21 protein-coding genes are annotated in these 21,193 nt (G+C 71.2%); 7 read left to right on the top strand and 14 right to left on the bottom strand.

Annotated features, from left to right (window positions below):
• The 5 genes from B7W94_RS18070 to B7W94_RS04995 form a co-directional block, all read left to right on the top strand.
• On the top strand, positions 1 to 283 hold a 283-nt coding region (locus tag B7W94_RS18070), incomplete at its 5' end, for a hypothetical protein (RefSeq protein ID WP_172400066.1).
• Complete coding sequence (locus B7W94_RS05010; RefSeq protein ID WP_085604955.1) at positions 280 to 1,257, top strand: cation transporter; 978 nt, start codon at positions 280 to 282, stop codon at positions 1,255 to 1,257. The genes B7W94_RS18070 and B7W94_RS05010, both read left to right, overlap by 4 nt.
• Positions 1,254 to 2,159 (top strand): alpha/beta fold hydrolase, encoded by a 906-nt coding sequence (locus B7W94_RS05005; RefSeq protein ID WP_139833254.1) that lies wholly within the window; start codon positions 1,254 to 1,256, stop codon positions 2,157 to 2,159. Before B7W94_RS05010 ends, B7W94_RS05005 begins: the two co-directional genes overlap by 4 nt.
• Positions 2,160 to 2,168: 9 nt before the next feature.
• Complete coding sequence (locus B7W94_RS05000) at positions 2,169 to 2,432, top strand: glutaredoxin family protein (RefSeq protein ID WP_025104627.1); 264 nt, start codon at positions 2,169 to 2,171, stop codon at positions 2,430 to 2,432.
• 67 nt (positions 2,433 to 2,499) lie between these two features.
• The gene (locus B7W94_RS04995; RefSeq protein WP_085604952.1) at positions 2,500 to 4,263 is read left to right on the top strand and encodes an aldehyde dehydrogenase family protein; all 1,764 of its coding nucleotides are present in this window, start codon (positions 2,500 to 2,502) and stop codon (positions 4,261 to 4,263) included.
• 10 nt (positions 4,264 to 4,273) lie between these two features.
• Here the strand turns inward: B7W94_RS04995 and pip are convergent, their stop codons facing one another.
• Positions 4,274 to 5,245: a prolyl aminopeptidase gene (gene pip / locus B7W94_RS04990; protein WP_085604949.1), complete on the bottom strand. Its 972-nt coding sequence runs from the start codon at positions 5,243 to 5,245 to the stop codon at positions 4,274 to 4,276.
• Positions 5,246 to 5,315: 70 nt separating this feature from the next.
• The gene (gene ypfJ, locus B7W94_RS04985) at positions 5,316 to 6,197 is read right to left on the bottom strand and encodes a KPN_02809 family neutral zinc metallopeptidase (protein ID WP_085604946.1); all 882 of its coding nucleotides are present in this window, start codon (positions 6,195 to 6,197) and stop codon (positions 5,316 to 5,318) included.
• 51 nt (positions 6,198 to 6,248) lie between these two features.
• Between ypfJ and B7W94_RS04980 the strand changes: the two genes are divergently transcribed.
• Together B7W94_RS04980 and B7W94_RS04975 are read left to right on the top strand one after the other, a co-directional pair.
• A complete protein-coding gene (locus tag B7W94_RS04980) occupies positions 6,249 to 7,238 on the top strand; it encodes a malate dehydrogenase (RefSeq protein ID WP_085604943.1) in 990 nt (329 codons plus the stop codon).
• A 53-nt stretch (positions 7,239 to 7,291) separates the two neighbouring features.
• Positions 7,292 to 7,768 (top strand): dehydrogenase, encoded by a 477-nt coding sequence (locus B7W94_RS04975; protein ID WP_025104632.1) that lies wholly within the window; start codon positions 7,292 to 7,294, stop codon positions 7,766 to 7,768.
• Positions 7,769 to 7,777: 9 nt separating this feature from the next.
• On the opposite strand, the gene B7W94_RS04970 is transcribed toward B7W94_RS04975, so the two are convergent.
• The 12 genes from B7W94_RS04970 to B7W94_RS04920 form a co-directional block, all read right to left on the bottom strand.
• Positions 7,778 to 8,539 carry a hypothetical protein gene (locus B7W94_RS04970; RefSeq protein WP_085604940.1) on the bottom strand — a complete coding sequence of 254 codons (762 nt, stop codon included), beginning with the start codon at positions 8,537 to 8,539 and terminating at the stop codon, positions 7,778 to 7,780.
• Complete coding sequence (locus tag B7W94_RS04965; protein ID WP_025104634.1) at positions 8,536 to 9,747, bottom strand: hypothetical protein; 1,212 nt, start codon at positions 9,745 to 9,747, stop codon at positions 8,536 to 8,538. Before B7W94_RS04965 ends, B7W94_RS04970 begins: the two co-directional genes overlap by 4 nt.
• Complete coding sequence (locus tag B7W94_RS04960; protein WP_062635420.1) at positions 9,747 to 10,043, bottom strand: hypothetical protein; 297 nt, start codon at positions 10,041 to 10,043, stop codon at positions 9,747 to 9,749. The genes B7W94_RS04965 and B7W94_RS04960 overlap by 1 nt, the downstream gene beginning before the upstream one ends.
• Positions 10,040 to 10,342, bottom strand: a complete 303-nt coding sequence (locus B7W94_RS04955; RefSeq protein WP_085604937.1) for an SAV_915 family protein — start codon at positions 10,340 to 10,342, stop codon at positions 10,040 to 10,042. The genes B7W94_RS04960 and B7W94_RS04955 overlap by 4 nt, the downstream gene beginning before the upstream one ends.
• A gap of 19 nt (positions 10,343 to 10,361) precedes the next feature.
• Complete coding sequence (gene eccCa / locus B7W94_RS04950) at positions 10,362 to 14,336, bottom strand: type VII secretion protein EccCa (protein ID WP_085604934.1); 3,975 nt, start codon at positions 14,334 to 14,336, stop codon at positions 10,362 to 10,364.
• Positions 14,333 to 15,568, bottom strand: a complete 1,236-nt coding sequence (locus B7W94_RS04945; protein WP_139833253.1) for an FHA domain-containing protein — start codon at positions 15,566 to 15,568, stop codon at positions 14,333 to 14,335. Before B7W94_RS04945 ends, eccCa begins: the two co-directional genes overlap by 4 nt.
• Entirely contained in the window at positions 15,565 to 16,929 is a 1,365-nt protein-coding gene (locus B7W94_RS17875; RefSeq protein WP_139833252.1) for a hypothetical protein, read from the bottom strand. Before B7W94_RS17875 ends, B7W94_RS04945 begins: the two co-directional genes overlap by 4 nt.
• Before the next feature lie 122 nt (positions 16,930 to 17,051).
• Positions 17,052 to 18,230 carry a hypothetical protein gene (locus B7W94_RS04940; protein WP_085604929.1) on the bottom strand — a complete coding sequence of 393 codons (1,179 nt, stop codon included), beginning with the start codon at positions 18,228 to 18,230 and terminating at the stop codon, positions 17,052 to 17,054.
• A 205-nt stretch (positions 18,231 to 18,435) separates the two neighbouring features.
• The gene (locus B7W94_RS04935) at positions 18,436 to 19,773 is read right to left on the bottom strand and encodes a S8 family peptidase (RefSeq protein ID WP_231729395.1); all 1,338 of its coding nucleotides are present in this window, start codon (positions 19,771 to 19,773) and stop codon (positions 18,436 to 18,438) included.
• An 11-nt stretch (positions 19,774 to 19,784) separates the two neighbouring features.
• On the bottom strand, positions 19,785 to 20,132 hold the full coding sequence (locus B7W94_RS04930) for a hypothetical protein (RefSeq protein ID WP_025104642.1): 348 nt from the start codon (positions 20,130 to 20,132) through the stop codon (positions 19,785 to 19,787).
• Between the two features lie 124 nt (positions 20,133 to 20,256).
• Entirely contained in the window at positions 20,257 to 20,538 is a 282-nt protein-coding gene (locus B7W94_RS04925) for a WXG100 family type VII secretion target (protein ID WP_081811619.1), read from the bottom strand.
• Between the two features lie 41 nt (positions 20,539 to 20,579).
• Positions 20,580 to 20,894 (bottom strand): WXG100 family type VII secretion target, encoded by a 315-nt coding sequence (locus B7W94_RS04920; RefSeq protein WP_025104644.1) that lies wholly within the window; start codon positions 20,892 to 20,894, stop codon positions 20,580 to 20,582.
• Positions 20,895 to 21,193: the final 299 nt, after the last annotated feature.

Below are 21,193 nucleotides of genomic sequence, written 5' to 3'. Positions count from 1 at the left end.
CTTGGATCTCGKCGACGCATTCGCCGCGAGCATCGACGCGTACGTCACGTTGACTGTCGCTACCGAGGAGAGCCTGGTGGGCATGTTAGAGACGGGCGACCTCGACCTCGTGGCCGGCGGACTGACGCCGGGCACCCCGTGGATCGACAAGGCGGGCGTGACCCGCGGCTATCCGGGTATCGAGGGCGCGGGCGATCGGGAGCTCGTCATGCTGGTGCCCCTCGGCGAGAACGCCTTCCTCTCGGCCCTCGAGACCTCTCTCGACGAGGAGGTCGATCGATGACCGGGACGAAGCAGTTCGGGCGCACCGAGCTCCCCGACGAACAGCAGCAGGCCACGCGCAAGGCCGTGCGCTGGGAGATCTTCACGATCGTCTACACCTCGATCACGATCACCGTGATCGCCCTCGTCGTGGGCGAGTCGCAGGCGATGCGCACGGCGTGGATCGAGGACATGCTGTCGCTCATCCCGCAGTTCGCCTTCCTCCTCGCGCTCCTGTTCGTGCGGCGACGCCCCACCCGGAAGCACCCCTATGGCCTCCACCGGGCGATGGGCGTCGGCCACCTCGTCGCCGGTGTCGCGCTCCTCGCGGTCGGTGTGAACCTCGCCGTCGAGGCCGTCGCGGGCCTCATCCGCGGGGAGCATCCGACCATCGGCACCGTGCAGGTGTTCGGACAGACGATCTGGCTCGGCTGGCTGATGGTCGCCGTCATGGCCGTCGTGATCGTCGGGCCGGTGTTCTTCTACGGTCCGGCCAAGGCCAAGCTCGCCCCCGTCCTGCACAACAAGCTGCTCTACGCCGACGCCGACATGGCGAAGGCGGACTGGCAGACGACGGTCGCCTCCATCGTCGGCGTGCTGGGCGTGGGCGCCGGCGTCTGGTGGCTCGACGGTGCCGCGGCGCTCTTCATCTCGCTCGGCATCATCTGGGACGGCTTCCGCAACACGAAGACCGCGATCGTCGACCTCATGGACCAGCGGGCCCGCACCTTCGACAGCGCGGAGCCGCACCCGCTGGCCCGCGATGTCGTCTCGTACCTGCGCAGCCGCCCCTGGGTGGATCAGGCTGCCGTGCGCATGCGGGATCAGGGCCAGGTGTTCCACATCGAGGCGTTCGTGGTGCCGCATCATCGTGGCGTCCGTACGGCCGACCTGACCGCCGCGTCCGAGGGGATCGCCGACCTGGACTGGAAGGTGCAGGACGTGGTGATCGTCCCGGTCGAGAAGCTGCCGGACGAAGCGGACCCCGGTCGATGAGCAGCTCCGACGAGGCACTGTTCCCCGGCTTCACGACCACGCGGATCCCGACCGCCGAGGCGGACATCCTCGTGCGCCACGGCGGCTCGGGGCCGCCCATGGTGCTGCTGCACGGCCACCCCCGCACCTCGGCGACCTGGCATCGGGTGGCCCCGCTTCTCGTCGACCGCGGCTTCACGGTGATCTGCCCCGATCTGCGGGGCTACGGACGCTCCCGCGGCCCGGCGCCCACCGCCGATCATTCCGCCCATTCCAAACGCGCCGTCGCCCGAGACATCCGCACCGTCGCCGAGCGACTCGGCCATGAGCGCTTCCGCCTGGTCGGGCATGACCGCGGCAGCTACGTCGCGCTCCGACTCGCCCTCGATCACCCGGAGGCCGTCGAACAGGTCGCCCTGCTGGACTGCCTGCCGATCTCGGAGCACCTCCGTCGCTGCGACGCGACCTTCGCCGCGCACTGGTGGCACTGGTTCTTCTTCGCCCAGCCGGACATCCCGGAGCGCGTCATCGGCGCGGACCCCGAGGCCTGGTACGCCCCCAAGGCCGACCCGGCGACGATGGGCGCGGCCAACCATGCCGAGTTCCTGCGCGCGGTGCGCCAGCCGTCGGTCGTCCGGGCGATGCTCGAGGACTACCGCGCCGGCCTCACGATCGACCGCGCGCACGAGGAGGCGGATCGCGCCGCCGGGCGACGGCTCCGGATGCCGACGCTCGTGCTGTGGTCCCGACGCGACGATCTCGAAGAGCTCTACGGCGACCCCCTCCGCATCTGGCGGGACTGGGCCGACGATGTGCGCGGCCACGGCATCGACAGCGGGCATCACATGGCGGAGGAGGCGCCGGCGGCCCTCGCCGCCGCCCTCACGAGCTTCTTCGGAGCCACCCGTCCCTCGCGGACGTAGGCTGGAGGCATGACCAACCCCGCCTCCGACACCATCACGATGTTCGGCGCCGACTGGTGCCGCGACTGCATCCGCACGAAGAAGCAGCTCGACGAGCTCGGCGTCGCGTACACGTATGTCGACCTGGTCGCCGACCCCGCCGCCGCGGACATCGCGAAGGACATCTCGGGCCGCACGAACATCCCCGTCGTGGTCTACCCCGACGCCTCGCACCACGTCGAGCCGTCGAACGCCGACGTGGAGTCGAAGCTGCGCGAGCTCTCGATCATCTGATCGTCCTCGCACTCGGCGGATCTCCGCGCGGACGCCTAAGCTGAAAGCCCGTTCGAAGGAGACGCCGATGACTTCTGCGCCCACGACCGCGCCCGCCACCCCCGCCCTCGGCGAGGGCGAGAAGGAACGGCTCGACGCCGCCGTCGCCGACCTGCAGACCGGGACGTCGGTGTGGACCGCGCTCACCGTGGCGCAGCGCGCGACGCTGCTCCGGCAGGTCCGCACGAGCGTCGCCGCGACCGCGGAGGACTGGGCGACGATCGCCGCCGCCTCCAAGGGCCTGGACGCGCGGCATCCGCTCCGCGGCGAGGAGTGGCTGAGCGGCCCGTACAGCGTGCTCGGAGCACTCGACGCCTCGATCGCCACGCTCACCCGGATCGCGAACGGCGCGAATCCGCTCGACGGCATCCGGGTCGACCGCGCACCCGGCGGCCGTGCGCGCGTACATGCCTTCCCCCTCACCGGCATCGACCGGTTCCTGCTGTCCGGCTTCACCGGCGAGGTCTGGCTCGAACCGGGGACCACGCCGAACACCGCCCGCGCGACCGCCGGTCTGGCACAGCGCACGCCGACGGTGTCCGGGGGCGTCGGACTCGTGCTCGGCGCCGGGAACGTGACCTCCATCCCCGTGCTGGACGTGCTGTACGAGCTGCTCGCCCACAACCGCACCGCCCTGCTGAAGGTGAACCCCACGCAGGATGCGCTGGTCCCCGTCTACAAGCGCGCGCTCGCCCCGCTCATCGAGCCGGGACTGCTGCGGATCGTGCGCGGGGGCCCGGCCGCCGGCGCCTATCTCACCCAGCATCCCGGTATCGCCCACGTGCACATCACCGGCTCGGCGGCGACCTTCGACACCATCGTCTGGGGACCGTCGACCGGCGAGGGGGCGGCCGCGACCAAGCGCCGCCGTCGCGAGAACCGGCCGCTGCTGAAGAAGCCCATCACCGCGGAACTCGGCGGGGTCTCCCCCATCATCGTCGTGCCGGGGAAGTGGACGGCCGCCGACCTCGCGTACCAGGCCGAGCACATCGCGACCATGCGCCTGCAGAACAGCGGCCACAACTGCATCGCGGGGCAGGTCGTCATCCTCTCCGCGGACTGGGACCAGGCAGACGACTTCCGCGCCGAACTGCGCCGCGCCTACGCCACCGCTCCGGAGCGCCCCATCTGGTACCCCGGCGCCCCCTCCCGCATGCAGTCCGCCGCGGACGACTATCCGGACGCCCTCGTGCTCGGCGACCGGCTCCTCGTCGAGATCGATGCCGACGACGACCCCTCAGCCCTGGAGAACACGGAGTACTTCGCGCCGGTCCTGGGCGTGGTGAGCCTGCCCGGCACGGGCCAGGAGTTCCTCGACGCCGCGGTCGCCCACGCGAACGAGAAGCTGCAGGGCACGCTCGGCGCGAACCTGCTCATCGACCCGGCGACCGAGAAGGCGCTCGGCAGCGGGTTCGAGCGCGCTCTCACCGCCTTGCACTACGGCTCGATCGCGATCAACGGCTGGACCGCCTTCGGGTTCATCACGCCGACGCTCACCTGGGGCGCATTCCCCGGCGGCACGATCGATGACGTCGGCAGCGGCATCGGCGTCGTCCACAACGCCCTGCTCCTGGATCGGGTGGAGCGCTCCGTGCTGCGCGGCCCCTTCCGGCCGTTCCCGCGCTCGCTCCCCGTCGCGAACGGCGGAGGGCGGATGACCATCCTCCCCAAGCCGCCGTGGTTCGCCTCCTCCCGCACCGGTGCCGCCGTGAGCGAGGGCCTCACCCGCCATCGTGCGGACGGCGGCGCCCTCGGCCTCGTGAAGACACTGCTGCGCGCGCTCCGCGCCTGAGCGGAACGCGTCAGCCCTCGGGGCGGAACCGATCGGTCGCGGCGCGGAGAGCCGCGCGGATGCCGGGTTCGGCGGCGGAGTGCCCCGCGTCATCGATCACCTGGAAGTCGGCTTCCGGCCAGGCACGGTGCAGGTCCCACGCCGTCATCATCGGCGTGACCACGTCGTGGCGGCCCTGCACGATCACGGTCGGGATGTGCCGGATGGCGTCGATCCCCGCGAGCAGCTGCCCCTCGGCCCACCAGCCGCGGTGCACGAAGAAGTGGTTCTCGATGCGTGCGAAAGCGACGGCCCGGCGGGGATCGGCCATCGCCGCGATCTGCTCCGGGTCGGGGCGCAGCGTGACGGTCGCCGCCTCCCACGCCGCCCATGCGAGGGCCGCCGGTTCATGGACCGCCGGGTCCGGGTCGAACAGCCGGCGGTGGTACGCCTCGATCATCCGGGAGCGCTCCAGGACCGGGATCGGCGCGATGAAGTCCTCCCACAGGTCGGGGAACAGCGCCGCCGCCCCGCCCTCGTAGAACCACTCGAGCTCGGCGCGACGGAGCGTGAAGATCCCGCGCAGAATCAGCTCGGAGACCACGTCGGGGTGGGCCTGGGCGTAGGCGAGCGCGAGGGCGCTGCCCCAGGACCCGCCGAACACCTGCCACGTCTCGATGCCGAGGTTCTTGCGCAGCAGTTCGAGGTCGGCGATGAGGTGCGCGGTGGTGATGTGCCGGAGATCGGCCTCCGGCTCCGCGGCGGACGGCGTGCTCCGACCGCATCCGCGCTGATCGAGAAGGACGATCCGGTAGACGTCGGGGTCGAAGAACTGGCGCTGCCACGGCGAGGTGCCGCTGCCGGGGCCGCCATGGAGGAACACGACGGGTTTACCCTCGGGGTTGCCGCTGATCTCCCAGGCCACGCGATGCCCGTCGCCGACGAGCAGCACTCCGGTCTCGTGCGGCTCGATGGGCGGATAGAGCCCCTCGGTGTTCGTCATGTTCGGTCCCCCAACCGGTCGTGCGGTCCTGCCGAGTCCACGTTATCTGACAACGGCGGGACCACCGGGCCTACGGGTCGAGCTGATCGGCGGGGAGGGTGAACACCTGCCCGCACGCATCGAGCCCGTTCTGGTATCCCTCCGCGAACCAGCGCTGACGCTGCTCGCTGGAGCCGTGGGTCCAGGTCTCCGGGTTCACCTGCCCGGACTGCTCCTGGATGTGATCGTCGCCGACGGTCGACGCCGCGTTCAGGGCGTCGCGGATCTGCTCCTCCGTCGGCTTCTCGAGGTACGGATCGCCGTCGGCGTCGGTCTGCTCGGTCGCGCGGCCGAGCCAGCCGCCGGCATAACAGTCGGCCTGCAGCTCCATGCGCACGCCGTTGCTGCCGGGACCCGTCCCGTTGTTCGGGTACCGCTCCATCGCCCCGAGGAGGTTCTGGATGTGGTGACCCCACTCGTGCCCGACGATGTAGAGCTGCGCGAGGTTCCCGGCCGAGGCCCCGAACTGCTGCTGCATGAGCTGGAAGAACGTGGGGTCGATGTAGACGGTCTCCTCCGGCGGGCAGTAGAACGGGCCGACCGCGTTGGAAGCGGTGCCGCACTGCGTGGAGGTCGCTCCGTCGACGACGATGAGCTGCGGAGCCTGATACCCCTCCACGTTGTCGTCCCAGAAGGCGTCGAGCGCGACCTGCGCCCCCGCCATGCGGCAGTCGACGTTCGCGTTCGCGTCGGCGCCGCTGTCGCAGTTCTCGATGGCCGAACCACCGGCGGGCTCGCTCCCGCCCCCGGGCGCGCCCCCGACGAGTCCGCTCAGGTCGATGCCCAGCAGGGGGCCGGCGATGAGGGCGAGGAGGGCGAGCACGCCGACGCCGGAGCCGCCCGCGATCGCCGCCGTGCGTCCGCGGCGACGCGTGGTGTTGCGGGAGAGGTCGGCGTCGGGATTGAACGTCATGCGTCGAGGGTACTCCGCGCGCCGACACCGCGACGGACGTAGGCTCGTGACATGGCCACCACGATCACCATCACCGGCGCGGGCGGACAGATCGGCTACGCGCTCCTCTTCCGCATCGCCGCCGGGGACATGCTCGGTCCGGATGAGAAGGTGCGGCTGCGGCTGCTGGAGATCCCGCAGGGACTCGGCGCGGCAGAGGGCGCGGCGCTGGAGCTTCAGGACGGCGCATTCGACCTGCTCGAGCACGTGGAGGTGACCGACGACGCCGCGGTCGGCTTCGACGGCTGCGACCTCGCCCTGCTCGTGGGCGCCCGCCCCCGCGGTCCCGGGATGGAGCGCGGCGACCTGCTGGCCGCGAACGGCGGCATCTTCGGGCCGCAGGGCGCCGCCATCGCCGCGAACGCCGCCCCCGGCGTCCGCGTGACCGTGGTGGGCAACCCCGCCAACACGAACGCCCTGATCGCCTCCGCGGCGGCCGACGGCGTGCCCGCCGACCGCTTCACCGCCCTCACACGGCTGGACGAGAACCGCGCACGGGCCCAGCTCGCCCAGACGCTCGGCGCCCCCGTGCACACGGTGCGGCGGGTGCCCATCTGGGGCAATCACTCGGCCACGCAGTTCCCCGACGTGTCGCATGCGACCGTCGGTGGGAAGCCCGTGCAGGATGCCCTGGAGCGGATCGTCGGCGACGTCCCGGCGTGGCTGGACCAGACGTTCATCCCCCGGGTCGCCAAGCGCGGCGCGGAGATCATCGAGGTCCGCGGGTCGTCCTCCGTCGCCTCCGCCGCGAGCGCGACGATCGACCATGTGCGCGACTGGGTCCGCGGGACCGAGGACTGGACCTCCGCCGCCGTCGTCTCGCGCGGGGAGTACGGTGTCCCAGAGGGCCTCGTCTCCTCGTTCCCCGTGCAGTCCGTCGACGGCGAGTGGCGCATCGTGGAGGGTCTGGAGATCGACGACCGGGCCCGCGCGCGCATCGACGCCTCGGTCGCGGAGCTCGTGGAGGAGCGGGACGCGGTCCGAGCCCTCGGACTGCTCTGATCCGGTCGCCGCGGGACACCTGGGCAGGGCAGAATAGAGGGCGGAGGTGCGGGATGAGCGACACGATTGACCCGGCGGGAACGACGCCGTCTCTCGACGATGCGCTGACGAGCCCGCTCCACCTCCCGCACGACGCAGCGAAGTGCCCGAAGTGCTTCACGGAGCTGCAGCAGAACCGCAACTTCTGGACCGCGCGTCCCGCGGGCTCCCGCCTGGTCGGCCTCGTCGTCGCCCGCGAGGGCATGCCGTCGGTCGTCGAGCAGCGCGCCGACCTCACCCGCTTCGGCGTGCCCATCGAGGGCTTCCGTCACCCGGCGCCGGACATCCTGGAGAGCTGGAACGACCGCCTCGCGCGACTCATCTCGACGCTCCGGACCGGAGACGTGGTCGTGGTGGCGAACATCCGGGCCCTGGGGCTCGACGCCGAAGAGGGCGCGCGCACCGTCGCTGAACTCCGGCGCCACGGGATCATCGTGAAGGTCCTCGGCCACGAGGCGCGTCATCTCGCCGACGCCGCCGGCGCCCGCTGAGAGGCGCCGCTAGAACTCCCCGGACCGCAGGCGGGCGAGCGTGCCCGCACCGATCTCGGCACGGACGTCGGGACGGTTCGCGTAGAAGGTGACGAGCTCGGCCAGGAGCACAGGGTCGCTCGCGAGGTCGGCCGCCGCCCACGAGGACGGCTGCGCGGTCGCCGTCCGCAGCACCACACGGTTGCCTTCCAGGCCGGCGCCGACGACCTCCTCCCATGCCACGGCCACGTTGTTGCGCGGGATTCGGAGCTGCAGCCCGTCGGGGCGCAGCGTCAGGCGATGGGCGGAGGGAGCCCGGAACCACGACCGGATGCCGGCGATCGTCATGATCAGCGCGACCACCGGGAGGAGGAGCAGGGTGAGGAGCGGCAGTCGGTCTGCGGGCACCGTGAAGATGCTCCATGCCCACGCCGCGAGGAGCAGGGCCCCCACGGGCGCGAGGGCGCGCAGCGGCCAGACGATCCCCGCGGCCCCGCCGAACGCGATCGCCGGACCGTCGACGACCGGCCGGACGACTCGGACCCGGGAGACGCGGGCGTGCGCCACCATCAGCCAGACGCCCACGGCGACGGCCGCGAGCACACCGATGCCCAAAGCCTTCATCGCCGGAGCCGGATCGGCGAACAGGATCAGGCTGAACAGCAGGACCACGATGGCGAACACGACGCCGAACACGGTGAGTGCCGTGGTCGCCCGCTGCTGCCCCTGCCACCCCGGATGACCGGGTACCCAGATCGTCTCCGGAGACGTCGACTGCTGCTGCCCTGTCACCCGAACAGTCCCTTCCACGCCTTGCCGATGTTGTGCCCCGCGTCGCCCACGAAGTCGGTCGTGTTCTCCCAGGCGTCCTCCGCGAAGTCCGTCGTGGCGTCCCATGCATCCGCCATGCCGGCGTCGATCGACTCCCGGACGTCCTGCGGCACCCAGTTCTCGTACGCCCACACCGCACCGGCACCGACCGCCACCGCGGCCCCGCCGACGACCACCGCCGTGCCCCAGACCGGGAGCGTGACGACACCGGCCGCCGCGAGCGCGGCGACCCCGGCAGCCGCAGCCGCGCCACCCGCCGCACCGCCGATGATCTCCACCGCGGTGGACGACGGGTCATCGCCCGACGACATCGCCGAGCCGAGGTTCCAGGCGTCGACGCCCCAGCCGATGAACGGCACCGCCCGACTCGCGCGAGAGAGTCCGCGGGCCAGATCCTCGGCCTCGTCAGCCGCCCACCGCATGCCGGTGGGGTTGGCGGCCTCGGCAGCGGCCTTGACGGCAGGGTTGCCGGAGCGCAGCTCGCGAACGAAGTCCGATGCTCCGAGACGCAGATCCTCCGCGTGGGAGGTGAGCTCGGCCGCCGTCTCCGCCCACGCCAGGCCCTGGCCCTCGAGGTAGATCTTCGGGACCTCGCCGCTCGCCTCCCGCAGACCGGACAGGATCTTGTCCGCCGTGGACTGGCTCGGCATGGTCCCGAGGAAGCCGTCGAGGTTCTCGCTGATCCAGACCTCGAGCTCGCCCCACCAGGAGCCGACGTCGGCGGCGATCTCGTTGTACAGCTCGATGCGGTCGAGGTGCTCCTGCCACTCGTCCCAGTAGGGGTCGTCGCGCGAGGTGGGGCATACCGGGATCAGGGACACCGGCCGGCCGATGATCATCCCGTTGACCGGGAGCCCCGCCGCCCGCGCATTGTCGCGGTGCGTCGCGAAGTCCTCCTTCATGCGCCGCAGCTGCCCGGCGTACGACCGGAGCTTCTCGGCGGCGTCACGGGCGAGGTCCTTGATCTCCTTCGCGGCGTCGGTCGTGCGCGAGAGGATCGTGACGTAGTCGTCCGCCGACTCGCCGTACCAGTGCCCGCGCACGCCGGTCGGGATGAAGGTCGTGACGTTGGAGGAGACGTCTGCGGCGTCCTTCAGGTCGGGGTCGAGCCAGTCCGCGGCCGCCTGCACCTGGTCGGCGTCGCCGTACGTGGTCGTGTCGATCGTCATCAGAGGTCCTCGACGATGGCCGCGACCGGGTCGAGCTGGTCGATCACGTCCTGCTCGTTCGTCTCCGCGTCGTCGGCGATGGCGCGGACGATCTCTCCGAGGGTGCCGTTGATCCGGTACAGGGCGTCGACGCCCTCCCCCACCCGCTGCATGATCGCGGCGACCGTATCGGAGGCGAGCCCGCCGTCGACGGCCGTCGGAATGCCGGAGAGCTTCGTCTCGATGAGCTCGACCGCCTCCTCGTGCATGTCCGCATGGACGGCCATCACCTCCGGGTCCATCGCGATGCGGCTCATGCGATGGCTCCGTTCCGGCGGTAGGACGCGGGCACGTCGAGGTCGAAGATCACGACGTCGTAGGGCTGCGCCTCCTTGATCTGACCGAGGTCCTCGGTGCGCACCAGCACCCAAGGCTGCCGCTCGCCGGCGAGCTCCAGCAGCCGGTCGAGGGCGGTGTAGGCGAGCAGTGCACGCCGCCCGTCCTTCAGCTCCCGGATCTCGACGAGCTGCTCCTCGGGCGTCGACGTCACGCTCAGGGGCAGGTACAGCACGGGTGGGACCATCGGCGTTGCGGCCGGCATCGGTTCGAAGGTCATCTCGGTCTCTCCTCGGTTGTCACTCGTAGCTCGGCGGCACCCACAGCAGCTGCGCGGAGACGAGGCCCCGATCGCGGCTGACGATCTGCGCACGGCCCGGAATCGCGGGAACGGCCTTCACCTTGCCGATGAGCTGGCCCTCCTCGGGGCTGCCCGAGAGCAGGATGCCGGTCGCACCCAGGTCGGTCATGCGCTGGATGATCGGATCGTACGCGGCGCGGCTCGCCCCGCCGGTGCGGCGGGTGAGGATCACGTGGAGGCCGAGGTCGGCCGCCTGCGCGAGCAGCGGCGCGAGGACCGCGACCGGATTGCCCTGCGAGGTCGCCACGAGGTCGTAGTCGTCGATGAGGACGAAACCCTCCGCCCCCTTCCACCACGACCGGCTGCGGAGCTGGTCGGGCGTGACGTCGGGTCCGGGGATGCGGCTCCGGAAGAACTGCGCGAGCTCGTTCATCCCGCCCTCGGTCATCTCATGCGACGTGAGGTAGGCGCCGAGGTATTCCTGCGGGATCTCGCCGAGCAGGGCACGACGGTAGTCGACGACGAAGATCTTCGCCTCGGTCGGGCCGTACAGACGCGTGATCTCGTGCACAACGCCGCGGAGCATCGACGACTTGCCGGAGTCCGCGTCGCCGTACAGATACAGCAGCGGCTCGGCGACGGGGTCGATCGAGAACGGGGCGAGGTTCGCCTCGTCGATACCCAGCAGGAGTTCGCGGGGCTCCCCGCCGTCCGGCGACTGCGCGGCCGCGACGGCGCGCAGATCGGCATGGCTGATGCGCGAGGGCAGCAGGCGCAGCTTGGGTCCGGCCGGTCCGTGCCACGCCGCCGCGACGCGCGCCACGAGGTCGTCGATCCCGTCGGGCAGGCTCGATGCGTCGTCCACGCCGTCGACACGCGGCAGCGCCGTGAGCATCTGCAGACCGCGGTCGTTGAGGCCGCGGCCGGGGATGGCCGTGACGTTCTCCGCCGCCTTGCGGTTGACCTCGGAGTCCGTCGGGTCGCCCAGACGCAGCTCGATGCGTGTGCCGATGAGGTCCTTGATGTTGGCCCGGATCTCCATCCAGCGCGCCGCCGTGATCACGACGTGGACGCCGTAGGTGAGACCGCGGGCGGCGATCGCCTGGATCTGCGGCTCGAGCATCTCGAACTCGGCGCGGAGCGTGCCCCATCCGTCGACGATGAGGAAGATATCGCCGTAGCCGTCGTCGGCCAGTCCCTGCCCGCGGCGCTGCCGGTAGGCGTCGATCGAGTCGATGCCGTGCTGCCGGAAGTACACCTCGCGGGCGTTCAGCAGGCTGGTGACCTCAGCCACCGTGCGGCGGACGACGTCCGGCTCGGACCGGGTCGCAACGCCGCTGATGTGCGTGAAGTCCTGCATGCTGGTGAAGCTGCCGCCGCCGAAGTCGATGACGAAGAACTGCACCTCCTGCGGCGTGTGCGTGAGCGCCAGGGCGGCGACCGTCGTCCGCGCGAGCGTGCTCTTACCGCTCAGGGGCGCGCCGACGATGGCCATGTGGCCGGCTGCACCGCCGAGGGAGACCGCGAGGTTCTCGCGGCGCTGCTCCAGCGGCACGTCGACGATGCCGAGCGGGACCGTGAGCGCTCCCGCCTTCCGCCAGCGCGGGGAGACGAGACCGAGCGACGGGTCCTCGACGAGGTCGCCGAAGAGCTGGTCGAGGGTGGCCGGTGTCACCAGCGGCGGCAGCCACACCTGATGCGCCGCGGGGCCGCGTCCCTTCATGGACTCGACCGCGATCTCGAAGGTGTTGCGCTTCTCCTCCGGCTCGGCGTCGACCACGACCTCCGGCTCGTCCACCGGCGCCTCCGCCCGCCACACCGGCGCGGCGGTGAACAGCTCGACCGCGGTCGAACCCGTGCTCTGGCCGGAGCCGGACGAGGCCCGACGACGACGACGCGGCGGTGGTCCGGACACGTACGCGGCGCGGAACTGCGTCATCGTCTCGGTGTCGGACTTCAGGATGCCGGCGCCCGGCTGCGTGGGCAGGTGATAGGCGTCCGGCACGCCGAGGACCGTACGGGACTCGGCCGCCGAGAACGTCCGAAGACCGATGCGGTAGGAGAGGTGCGTGTCGAGGCCGCGCAGCTTGCCCTCCTCCAGCCGCTGGGAGGACAGCAGCAGGTGCACCTGCAGCGAGCGGCCGAGCCGGCCGATGTTGACGAAGGTGTCGACGAACTCCGGCTTGGCCGACAGGAGCTCGGAGAACTCGTCGGCGACGATGAGCAGGGCCGGCAGCGGCGCCAGGTCGGTGCGGCCGCCGCGACGCGCCTTCTCGTAGTCGGCCACGTTGGCGAACGGACCGGTGGCCCGCAGCAGCTCCTGTCGGCGCACCATCTCGCCCTGGAGCGCGTCCTGCATGCGGTCGACGAGGGAGATCTCCTCACCGAGGTTCGTGATGATGGCCGAGACGTGCGGCATGTCGGCCATGCCGGCGAACGTCGCGCCACCCTTGAAGTCGACGAGCACGAAGTTGAGCTGCTCCGGCGAGTGGGTCATCGCGAGCGCGAGCACGAGCGTGCGGAGCACCTCCGACTTCCCCGAGCCGGTGGCACCGATGATGAGGCCGTGCGGGCCCATACCCTGCTGCGCCGATTCCTTGATGTCGAGGATGAGCGGGCTGCCGTCCTCGGTCTGGCCGATCGGCACGCGGAGCCGGTCGCGCTCCAGGCGCGGTGCCCAGGCGGCGTCGAGGTCGAGGTCGCGCACATCGGGAAGACCGAGGAGCTCGACGAGCTCGGCCTGGCCGGTCGCGCTCTTCTTGCTCGCGATCGCCGTGCCGCCCGAGTACAGGGCGATGAGCCGACGAGCGGTCGCCTCGGCCTCGACGATGGTGATCGCGTCGGCCTCGAACGGGCGTGCGGGCACCTGCAGGCTGACGAGCTCGGCGCGTGTGCTCGCACCGCCGGTCTCGAACGCGATGCGCAGGGCGTTCGGGTCGTCGAGGTCGCCCCACCGGGCGGGCAGGTCGATCACGGTCACACCCTGGACGCCGTCGCCGGTGACGAGGGCGTCGTTGAACGACGTCGTGGCGCCGTCCGTGACGATGACGATGTGCGGCGTCTTCGGTCCGGAGCCGTCGCGGGCGAAGCGCGAGCGCTCGCGCACCTCGGGCGGCAGCATGTCCTCGAGCTCGGACAGCTGCGAGCCGATCATCCGGGCGGCGCCGAGGCCGTCCCGCACGGTGCGCGAGTGCGTGTGCGGCAGCCACTTCGCCCACTCCCACTGCGGGAGCACGCCGGTGTCCGCGGCGATGACGATCTGCAGCACGTCGGGGTCGTGCATGGTGGCCGCGTGCAGCAGCATGGCCCTGGCCAGCGCCCGGGTCTCGTCCTCGTCGCCGGTGATCTCGATGCGGGCGTAGTCGCGGAGGGTGACGCCGAGCGGGAGGTTCTTCTGGACCTCGTGCGTCAGCATGAAGCGGTGCGCGGCCGAGGCGGCGACGGGGTCGAGCTGCGCCAGCGGCGGGAGCTCCGGGGCTTCGAGCGTGACGCACAGCGGCTGATCGGTGACGCCCACGCGGACCGACAGGAAGTCGGGGTCGTTCACGCCGCGCTCCCAGACGCGGGTGCGCTCCTCCGCGAGGTACGGCAGGGTCGACGGCGCCGGCAGGTGCCAGTTCGCGGAACGGCGCTGCTGGCGGGCGGCGACCCGGACGGTCTGCCGCAGCTCGGTCAGGTACGCCAGGTACTCGCGGCGGGCACCGAGCGTGGCCGCCTGCCGCTGGGAGCGCTGCCGCCAGCCGTTGACGGCGACGAAGCCGAGCGAGGACAGCAGGAACATGCCGCCGGTGAGCAGACCCGTGACGGACTGGTTCGACATGGTGACCATGACGATCGCGCCGACGCTGCCGAGCATGGGCAGCAGCGACCCGAGGATCCCGATGCCGCCGTCGTTCGGCTGCAGCTCCGGCGGGGCCTGGACCGGGAGCCTCCCGGAGGGGACACGGGGCGGGGCGAGACGGGGTCCTGTCATGCTCTCTCTCCGGCGCTGCTGTCTGTACCTAGCAGGAGGCTGATGGTGAAGCTGCGGTTGCCCATGCGGACACGGTCGGCATCGTCGAGGAGCACGCGCTCGCCAGCGACGAGCTCGGTCGTCTGGCCGTCGTCGCTGCGGACGTCGGAGCCGTTCGTGGAACCGAAGTCGGTCACCCAGGTGCGGCCGCGGGAGTGCTCGATGCGCAGATGGGTCTTCGAGACGGACGCGTCGGGGTCGGTGACGACGATGAGGCGGTCGTCGTGCGCGCTGGCGACGGGGCCGCGCCCGAGGTTCGCGGCCACGGGGAGGGCGAGCTGCACCCGCTGGCCCGTGTCGAAGATGAGCAGGAGCGCCCCGGTCTCCGGCGCGGGAGCCTCGGCGCCCGTCTGCGGCGCCGGGGCGGGGGCGACGGTGAAGAGCGGCCGATCCGATCCGGGGGCCGCCGGTTCCGGGGTCTCGGTGCGGCGGGAGGCGGCGCGGGCGTCGGTGGGCTGGGAGTCCTCGTCGACGACGGACGGCGACGCCACCAGCGGCACGACCTGCGGCGGAGCGAGCGGAGCGGCCTCCACCGCGGCGGGAGCCGGCGGAGCCTCGACGGCCGCCTTGGCGGGAACGGCGACCACGACGGTGCCGGCGACGCGGTCGGCCCAGGACTGCCGTCTGCCGCCGCGATCCCAGGCGCTGGAGGCGACCACCACCCAGCTGCCGACAGCCACGAGGAAGCCGGCACCGGTGATGATGCCGCGGACGAACTGGCGCCCGATCCCCGGCGACCACGGCCGGTCGGCTCGCGCGCTGCGCAGGCGCAGCACGGCGTTGCCGAGGGTGAGGCCGGTCCGCGCTTCCAGCACCCAGAGGAACAGGGCGAGCTCGAAGACCGTGAGGGCGGCGAGCAGCACGCTCTGCGTCAGCACGAGGACGACGGCGGAGGCGAGGAACACGGCAGCCGCGTCGAGGGTGAAGGCCGCGATCCGCTGAACGGTGCCGGCGGGGGCTCCGCGGAAGGCGGGGCCGAGTCCCTCGGCCGGCCGAGGGACGGTGCGCCGCGACGAGGCGATCGGCGTGGGCGGCGCGGGCGTCTGGCGCAGCGGCGTGCCGTCGACACCGGGGGGCGCCGCGATCAGGGCGGGCGGCAGCGCAGGGATCTCCCCCGGACGGTCTCCGCCGGGCGCCATCGGCGGGATCGGACCCCCGCTCGGCCAGGACTGTGATGGGCCGTTCCCGCTCATCCGGCCATCATTCCACGAACCAGGGAGAGCGCATTCGCGTACAGCAGGGCCGACGGCAGAGCGAGCGCGACGGCGAGCCATTCGAACGCGTCTCCGACCCGCGACCAGACCAGCGACTTCGCGCCCTTGGACACCGGGATGACGACGGCGACCGCCGCCAACCCGACGAGGAACAGCAGGGCCGCTCCGAGCAGGTGGAAGCCGCTCCCGAGGGCCGCCGCGACCTGGATGCCGGCGACGAGGCAGACCACGGCGGCCGCGGCGCGGGGGAACCATCGGAGGAGGCGGGAGGTGGTGTGCCGCGGCGTGAGCAGCAGGGCGAGCGCGAGGCAGCAGAGCAGGGCGATCCCGCCGGAGACCACGAACGCGTCGTCGGGCCAGGGCCGGAGGAACGCGACCGGAGCCATCACCGCGGCCACGATGCTCAGCACGGCGGTGCCCGCGATGAGTCGCGCGGAGGAATCGTCGACGACCGCGGTGATGCGCTCCGGACGCAGCAGCCCGACCGAGTCGGGGATGGCTCCGCGCACGGTCCACCGGCTGGTCATGAAGTGCTTGTAGTCGATGAAGTAGCCCTCGGGCAGGTTGACGAGGCTGCTCGGGAGGGCACGCAGGCCCAGCGGCACGAGGCCGAGCGAGAGGGCGGCGGCCTCCGCCTCCCCCCACCGCAGCAGCAGGGCGAGGCCCCAGACGGCGGCCAGGCCCACGAGCAGCACCGTCGCCGTGCCGGCGGCGGCGCGCATCGGCCGAGCCCGGGCCGTGACGGCGATGATCGCGGTGGTGATGCCGGCCGCGAGGAACCCGGTGGCGGTCGACAGGTGCGACGCGTCCTCCAGCCCGGCCGGGATGAGGAGAGCGCCGGCCGCGAACGACAGCAACACCGGCGCGAGCACCCCGAGGATGCCGCGCACTCCCGCCGCGGAGTCCCGTCGCGCCCACGCGACGGCGCCACCGACCGCACCGGCGGCGACGAGGAGGGCGACGAGCAGCCGGATCAGGGGATCGACGGCGCCCTGGGCGAAGACCGCGACGAGCAGCATCCCGCTCACGGCCAGCAGCCACCACCGTGCGCCGTGGTCGGCGCGCGTCGGGCCCGTCGCCTTCTCTGCCGGGCGCACCGGCGGAGCCAGAGCCGTACGGTCGATGAGCGCGTAGAGGCCGCCGTCGACGAGGTCTTCGCACTCGGTGTCGCCGGGGATCTCGTATCCTCCGGGGCCGATCGTGACGAACCGGTCCGCGTCGGGGATCCCGCTCAGGGTGAGAGCGTCCTCCAGCGTCTCGTCGAGCGGCAGGGAGAGGTCGATGCGGCGGTCTTCGCTCTGGAGGACGATCCGACGCCGCTCTACGATCTCGACTGACACACCTGCACCTTATCCACTGCGCGCGACTCTCGCCGCGGGGCACCGCCTCCGGCGTTCCCGGGGTTCACGATGCCCCCGCGTCGACCCTCGTACCGCGCCTTCTCGAACCGGAGCGGCGTCATTCAGTCGGTGGGTTCGTCGCGGGATCCGGCGCGCGCTCCCTTGGCGCGGGGACCAGCTTCCTCGTCGTCCTCCAGCTTCGGCGCGATAGGACCACCGAGGCCCGAACGCTTCGCCTTCTCCTCCTCGTCGGCGCCACCGGCGCCGCCCATCATGCCCATGCCCGGTCGGCCACCGGCTCCTGCCGCGCCGGAAGACCCGGTGCCCGCGGCACCCGCCCCGCCGACGCCGCCAGTACCGGCCATACCGCCAGGGCCGCCTGCACCACCGACGCCGCCAACACCACCGACGGCGGAGTTACCGAGCAGACCGCCACCGGCCTTGAGTCCGGCACCGGCACCCGGGCCCAGGCCCGCACCGCCGAGTCCGCCCATGCTGCCGAAGCCGGCGATCTTCGAGCTCGCCGCGATCGCCGCCGCACCGGCGCCACCGCCCACGATCCCTCCGAGGCCCCCGCCACCGCCGGGGAAGACCCCGCCCGGAAGGGCACCGCCGGGAAGCGAGCCGGAGCCGCCGGGACCACCGGAACCGCCGGGAAGACCGCCACCGGGCCCGCCCGGAAGCAGGCCACCGCCGGGAGAGTCGATTGAGGGATCATCGATACCCACATCGCCCGGGCGATCGCCGGGACCTTCTGGAACCCATCCTCCGCCGCCCGGCCCGGTGGGGACCGAGGGCACCGAAGGGTTCGTCGGGACCGGGGGATGATACTCGCCGACACCGGCGCCGGAAGGAGGCACACCTCCGACGCCCGGTGCGGAGCCGGACGGGCCGCCGATGCCGCTCGGATACGAGATCCGTGGAGCCGTCACACCGGGATCGGATCCGCCGGGCTGGTCATCCGTGCCGCCGGGCACGGTGACGTCCATGTCGAGCGACGCCACCCGCGCGGAGGACTCGCGGAGTTCCTTGGCCGGCTCCTGGAGCGACGCCTCGACCCGCTCGACGATCTTGCGGGCCTCTTCTTCCCGCTTGTTGCCGAGGAAGTTCCCGATGGCATCGAGTGCGGTGTCGGCGGCCAGCGGCCCCAACACAGGGTGGACGACCACCGAGCCGACGCGCGCGGCGTTCGCCCAGAAGGAATCGACCTGCGCGCTCGGGAGTTCTGCCGCTGCGGTCTCCCGGCGGATCGAGTTCGCCGTGTCGATGACCCGCGTGATGTGTGAGACGTGCGCTTCCACGTTGCGGAACCGTGCACGCAGGGTGTTCAGCGACGTCCTGGCGCTCTCAGCAGCGCTCCCCTCCCAGGCAGACGATGCGAGCACAGCAGCAAGCGCACTGTCCAACGAGCGCAGCGCGTTCTGAAGCGCAGGAGCCTTCGGGATGCGCCAGTCCTCAACAGCTCGGATGCGATTGAGTTCCGCTTCGTAACCGCCACCAGCCTGCTTACCGGCCATGGGCTCCCCCTTGCTCGTTGTTCCGTCGTCGTGAAGATCGTGTGAGCACGACCGCGAGAATGATGCCGCCCACGAGAAGGACAGCGACCAGGATGCCGCCCCCGACCAGCAGCGGCACCAATGCGTCCTGCGTGGACGAAGTCTCGCCAGGCTCGTCGCTGTCGGCGGTCGGCGCCGGCGTCGCAGCAGCAGCTGCAGCGCGGACGTCGGCCGCCGACGGCTGGGCGTTCGGGTCTTCTGCATCGAAGATCGGGTTGACATCCGGGTACGCCGTCGGATCGACAGCGAGCATCCCCGTCAGCGAGACCGCTCCATAGCCGACGCTGTCGTTCCACTCCGGCTCGTGCTCGCCCTTGGTGCCCGTGTTGCGGATGAGGCTCTGCAGCAGCTGACCCGAGGTGGCATCCGGGTACTTCTGTTTCACCACGGCGAGGAAGCCCGCCGCGATCGGCGTCGCATACGACGTGCCGGTGAGGAGGACCTGCTCGTCCCAGGAGTTCTCGCTGCCCTGCCCGAGCAGACCCATCCCCGGCGCAGCGACGATCACGTCGTCGCTCTGATTCGGCGAAGGCTCGCCCACGCCCTCGATGGTGGTGGAGCTCTGGATCTTCCCATCGGCACCGAACGACTGCACTGCAACGACGCCGTTGCCCGACGCAGGCTGCGAGGCCACCCCGGAGTTGTTCGGAAGAGCCGCCACCACGATCACGCCGGCGGCCTCCGCCTTGGCGAGGGCGTCGGTCAGATCGAAGCCCTCGAGGGAGATGGAGATGATGTCGGCGCCATCCTCGACCGCATCCTCGATCGCACGCGACACCCCGGTCGTCCCATCAGCCATGACCGTGCTGCCGTCTTCGAGCAGACACTGCTCGTCGAACTTCTCCCCCATCGCGGTATCGAACACCCCGTCGGTGACGATCGCCGGGTAGTAGAGGACCTTCGCACCAGGCGCGGCCCCGGTGACGGGAAGGCCGCCTGCCGGCGCATCTCCGGTCCCTGCGATCATCGAGACGACGTGCGTCGCATGCGACGCCGCCACATAATCGGTCGACGTCGCCGGCACCGGGTCTCCCTTGGCGTCGCGACAGTAGGAGTCCTTCACCTCGAGATCCGCGCCGCGGAGACCGACGATGTCGGGATTGATCTGACCGTCGATGACCGCGACGGTGACACCCGTCCCGTCGAAGCCCGCATCGTGCGCTGCCTGCACCTTTCCGCGATCGAACCACCACAGACCCGACTCCAGCGTCGCTGCGTGAGCGGACGCAGGGAGGAGAAGCGCCAGCGCGACGATCGACGCGACCGCAGTGGATGCGCCGGATAGCACACCGCGTCGCATCAGTAGTCGGCCTCCGCGCTCGTGTCCGAGTCGCTCTGCGCGACGGCAGAGTCGAGGAGCGACAGGATCAGCTTCGAGTCATCAGCGATGGCTGCGTCCTGCTCCGCGATCATCATGACGGCCTGACGGATCGTCTCCTGCGTCTCGTTCAAGGAGTCCACAGCATTCTGCGTGGCCACGCTCAGACGACCGGCCGCGTAGGCCACCGCGTTCCGCAGCTCATCCGTCGCCTTCGACGTGCCACCCTCGGACACGGCGACTTCGTTCGCGGCAGGAAAAGCCGCTGCTTCACGGGCCAGCCGCTTGAGCTCGGCCATGATCTGATCGAAGTCGATTCCGATGGTCATCGACGCCCCCTCTTCTTTCCTCCGGCGATCCCGTCACGCCTGCTGTGCCGTCCGGTGGCTCACCGGAAAGCACAGCAGACGGCGCGGGCCCGACGCATCTCCGCGCCAGACCCGCGCCCCGGGTTCACGCGCCGAAGCGCCCCGCAGCCGACTTGTCGGTCTGCACGTACTGACCCGAGATCTCCTCGGTCTTCCCGGCGATCTGCGTGAGCAGCTGCTGCATCTCGCTCAGCGAGCGGTTCCACTTGGCCTGCGCCTGGTCGTAGGCCTGCTGCGCGGCACCATCCCACGCCGCACGCAGCTTGCTGACCTCGGACTCGAGGCGGTCCAGCTCGGAACGAATACCCTGCGACCCGCTGCGGATCTGCGCCGCGAGAGCGTTGACCTGCTCCGGGCGAACGGACATCGACTGCATCATGTTCTCCTTGAAATCTCTGCGGACTGCGCTCAGGCGCCCATCATCGAGCCGAGGCCCGCGATGGTCTGCTGGTGGGATTCTTCGGTCGCGGCCTGGTCGCGCTCGGTGCCGGCGAGGGCATCCTCGAGCGTCACGAGGACCTCGTTGAGCTGACGAGCCTGCTCGTCCCACCGCGACATCAGCGTGGTGAACGATGCGGCGGCCGCACCCGTCCAGAACCCGCGCAGCTGCTCGATCTCACCGCGGACCTTCTTGGTCTGCTGATCGATCCCGGACTTCGTCTCCCGCACGGCCTGGGCTCCGCGACGCAGAGCCCCCTCTTCTGCGGAGATGACATCAGCCATTACTCACTCCCTCCGGTCCCCATGAGGACACACGCGGGGGAGCGCCTTCCCGATACGGGACGACTTCGGAACAACCCCCGACAATCTGTTTCCGCACATAGGCTAAAGCAGGTCGGTGCCCATTTCCAACGGCCTGGACAGATCCGTATCGAAATTTCTACGTTCGATCGATGAATGGCCTGACGCAGGCCCGATCCGCCTCAGCCGCAGCCCGCGCGTGCGCAACAGATAGTATCTGGCCTGTCAACTAGAGTGAGTCCGGGCCGGACCCCCGCAATGCCTGCGGCGGGAGAGCATCA

Origin of the sequence: Microbacterium sp. LEMMJ01 (assembly GCF_002114135.1) — a bacterium.
Classification (GTDB): Bacteria; Actinomycetota; Actinomycetes; order Actinomycetales; family Microbacteriaceae; genus Microbacterium.
Note: the sequence above shows the minus strand (reverse complement) of the source record. Positions and strands in the feature narration are given on the sequence as shown.

Excerpts from the sequence above, each read along its gene's own strand:
- B7W94_RS04930 (WP_025104642.1), bottom strand. The coding sequence starts at position 20,132 with ATGACCATCGGAATCGACTTCGATCAGATCATGGCCGAGCTCAAGCGG.
- B7W94_RS05000 (WP_025104627.1), top strand. The coding sequence starts at position 2,169 with ATGACCAACCCCGCCTCCGACACCATCACGATGTTCGGCGCCGACTGG.
- B7W94_RS04925 (WP_081811619.1), bottom strand. The coding sequence starts at position 20,538 with ATGTCCGTTCGCCCGGAGCAGGTCAACGCTCTCGCGGCGCAGATCCGC.
- B7W94_RS05005 (WP_139833254.1), top strand. The coding sequence starts at position 1,254 with ATGAGCAGCTCCGACGAGGCACTGTTCCCCGGCTTCACGACCACGCGG.
- B7W94_RS04965 (WP_025104634.1), bottom strand. The coding sequence starts at position 9,747 with ATGACGATCGACACGACCACGTACGGCGACGCCGACCAGGTGCAGGCG.
- B7W94_RS04980 (WP_085604943.1), top strand. The coding sequence starts at position 6,249 with ATGGCCACCACGATCACCATCACCGGCGCGGGCGGACAGATCGGCTAC.
- ypfJ (WP_085604946.1), bottom strand. The coding sequence starts at position 6,197 with ATGACGTTCAATCCCGACGCCGACCTCTCCCGCAACACCACGCGTCGC.
- B7W94_RS04960 (WP_062635420.1), bottom strand. The coding sequence starts at position 10,043 with ATGAGCCGCATCGCGATGGACCCGGAGGTGATGGCCGTCCATGCGGAC.
- eccCa (WP_085604934.1), bottom strand. The coding sequence starts at position 14,336 with ATGACAGGACCCCGTCTCGCCCCGCCCCGTGTCCCCTCCGGGAGGCTC.
- B7W94_RS04995 (WP_085604952.1), top strand. The coding sequence starts at position 2,500 with ATGACTTCTGCGCCCACGACCGCGCCCGCCACCCCCGCCCTCGGCGAG.
- B7W94_RS04955 (WP_085604937.1), bottom strand. The coding sequence starts at position 10,342 with ATGACCTTCGAACCGATGCCGGCCGCAACGCCGATGGTCCCACCCGTG.
- B7W94_RS04920 (WP_025104644.1), bottom strand. The coding sequence starts at position 20,894 with ATGGCTGATGTCATCTCCGCAGAAGAGGGGGCTCTGCGTCGCGGAGCC.
- B7W94_RS05010 (WP_085604955.1), top strand. The coding sequence starts at position 280 with ATGACCGGGACGAAGCAGTTCGGGCGCACCGAGCTCCCCGACGAACAG.
- B7W94_RS04945 (WP_139833253.1), bottom strand. The coding sequence starts at position 15,568 with ATGAGCGGGAACGGCCCATCACAGTCCTGGCCGAGCGGGGGTCCGATC.
- B7W94_RS04975 (WP_025104632.1), top strand. The coding sequence starts at position 7,292 with ATGAGCGACACGATTGACCCGGCGGGAACGACGCCGTCTCTCGACGAT.
- pip (WP_085604949.1), bottom strand. The coding sequence starts at position 5,245 with ATGACGAACACCGAGGGGCTCTATCCGCCCATCGAGCCGCACGAGACC.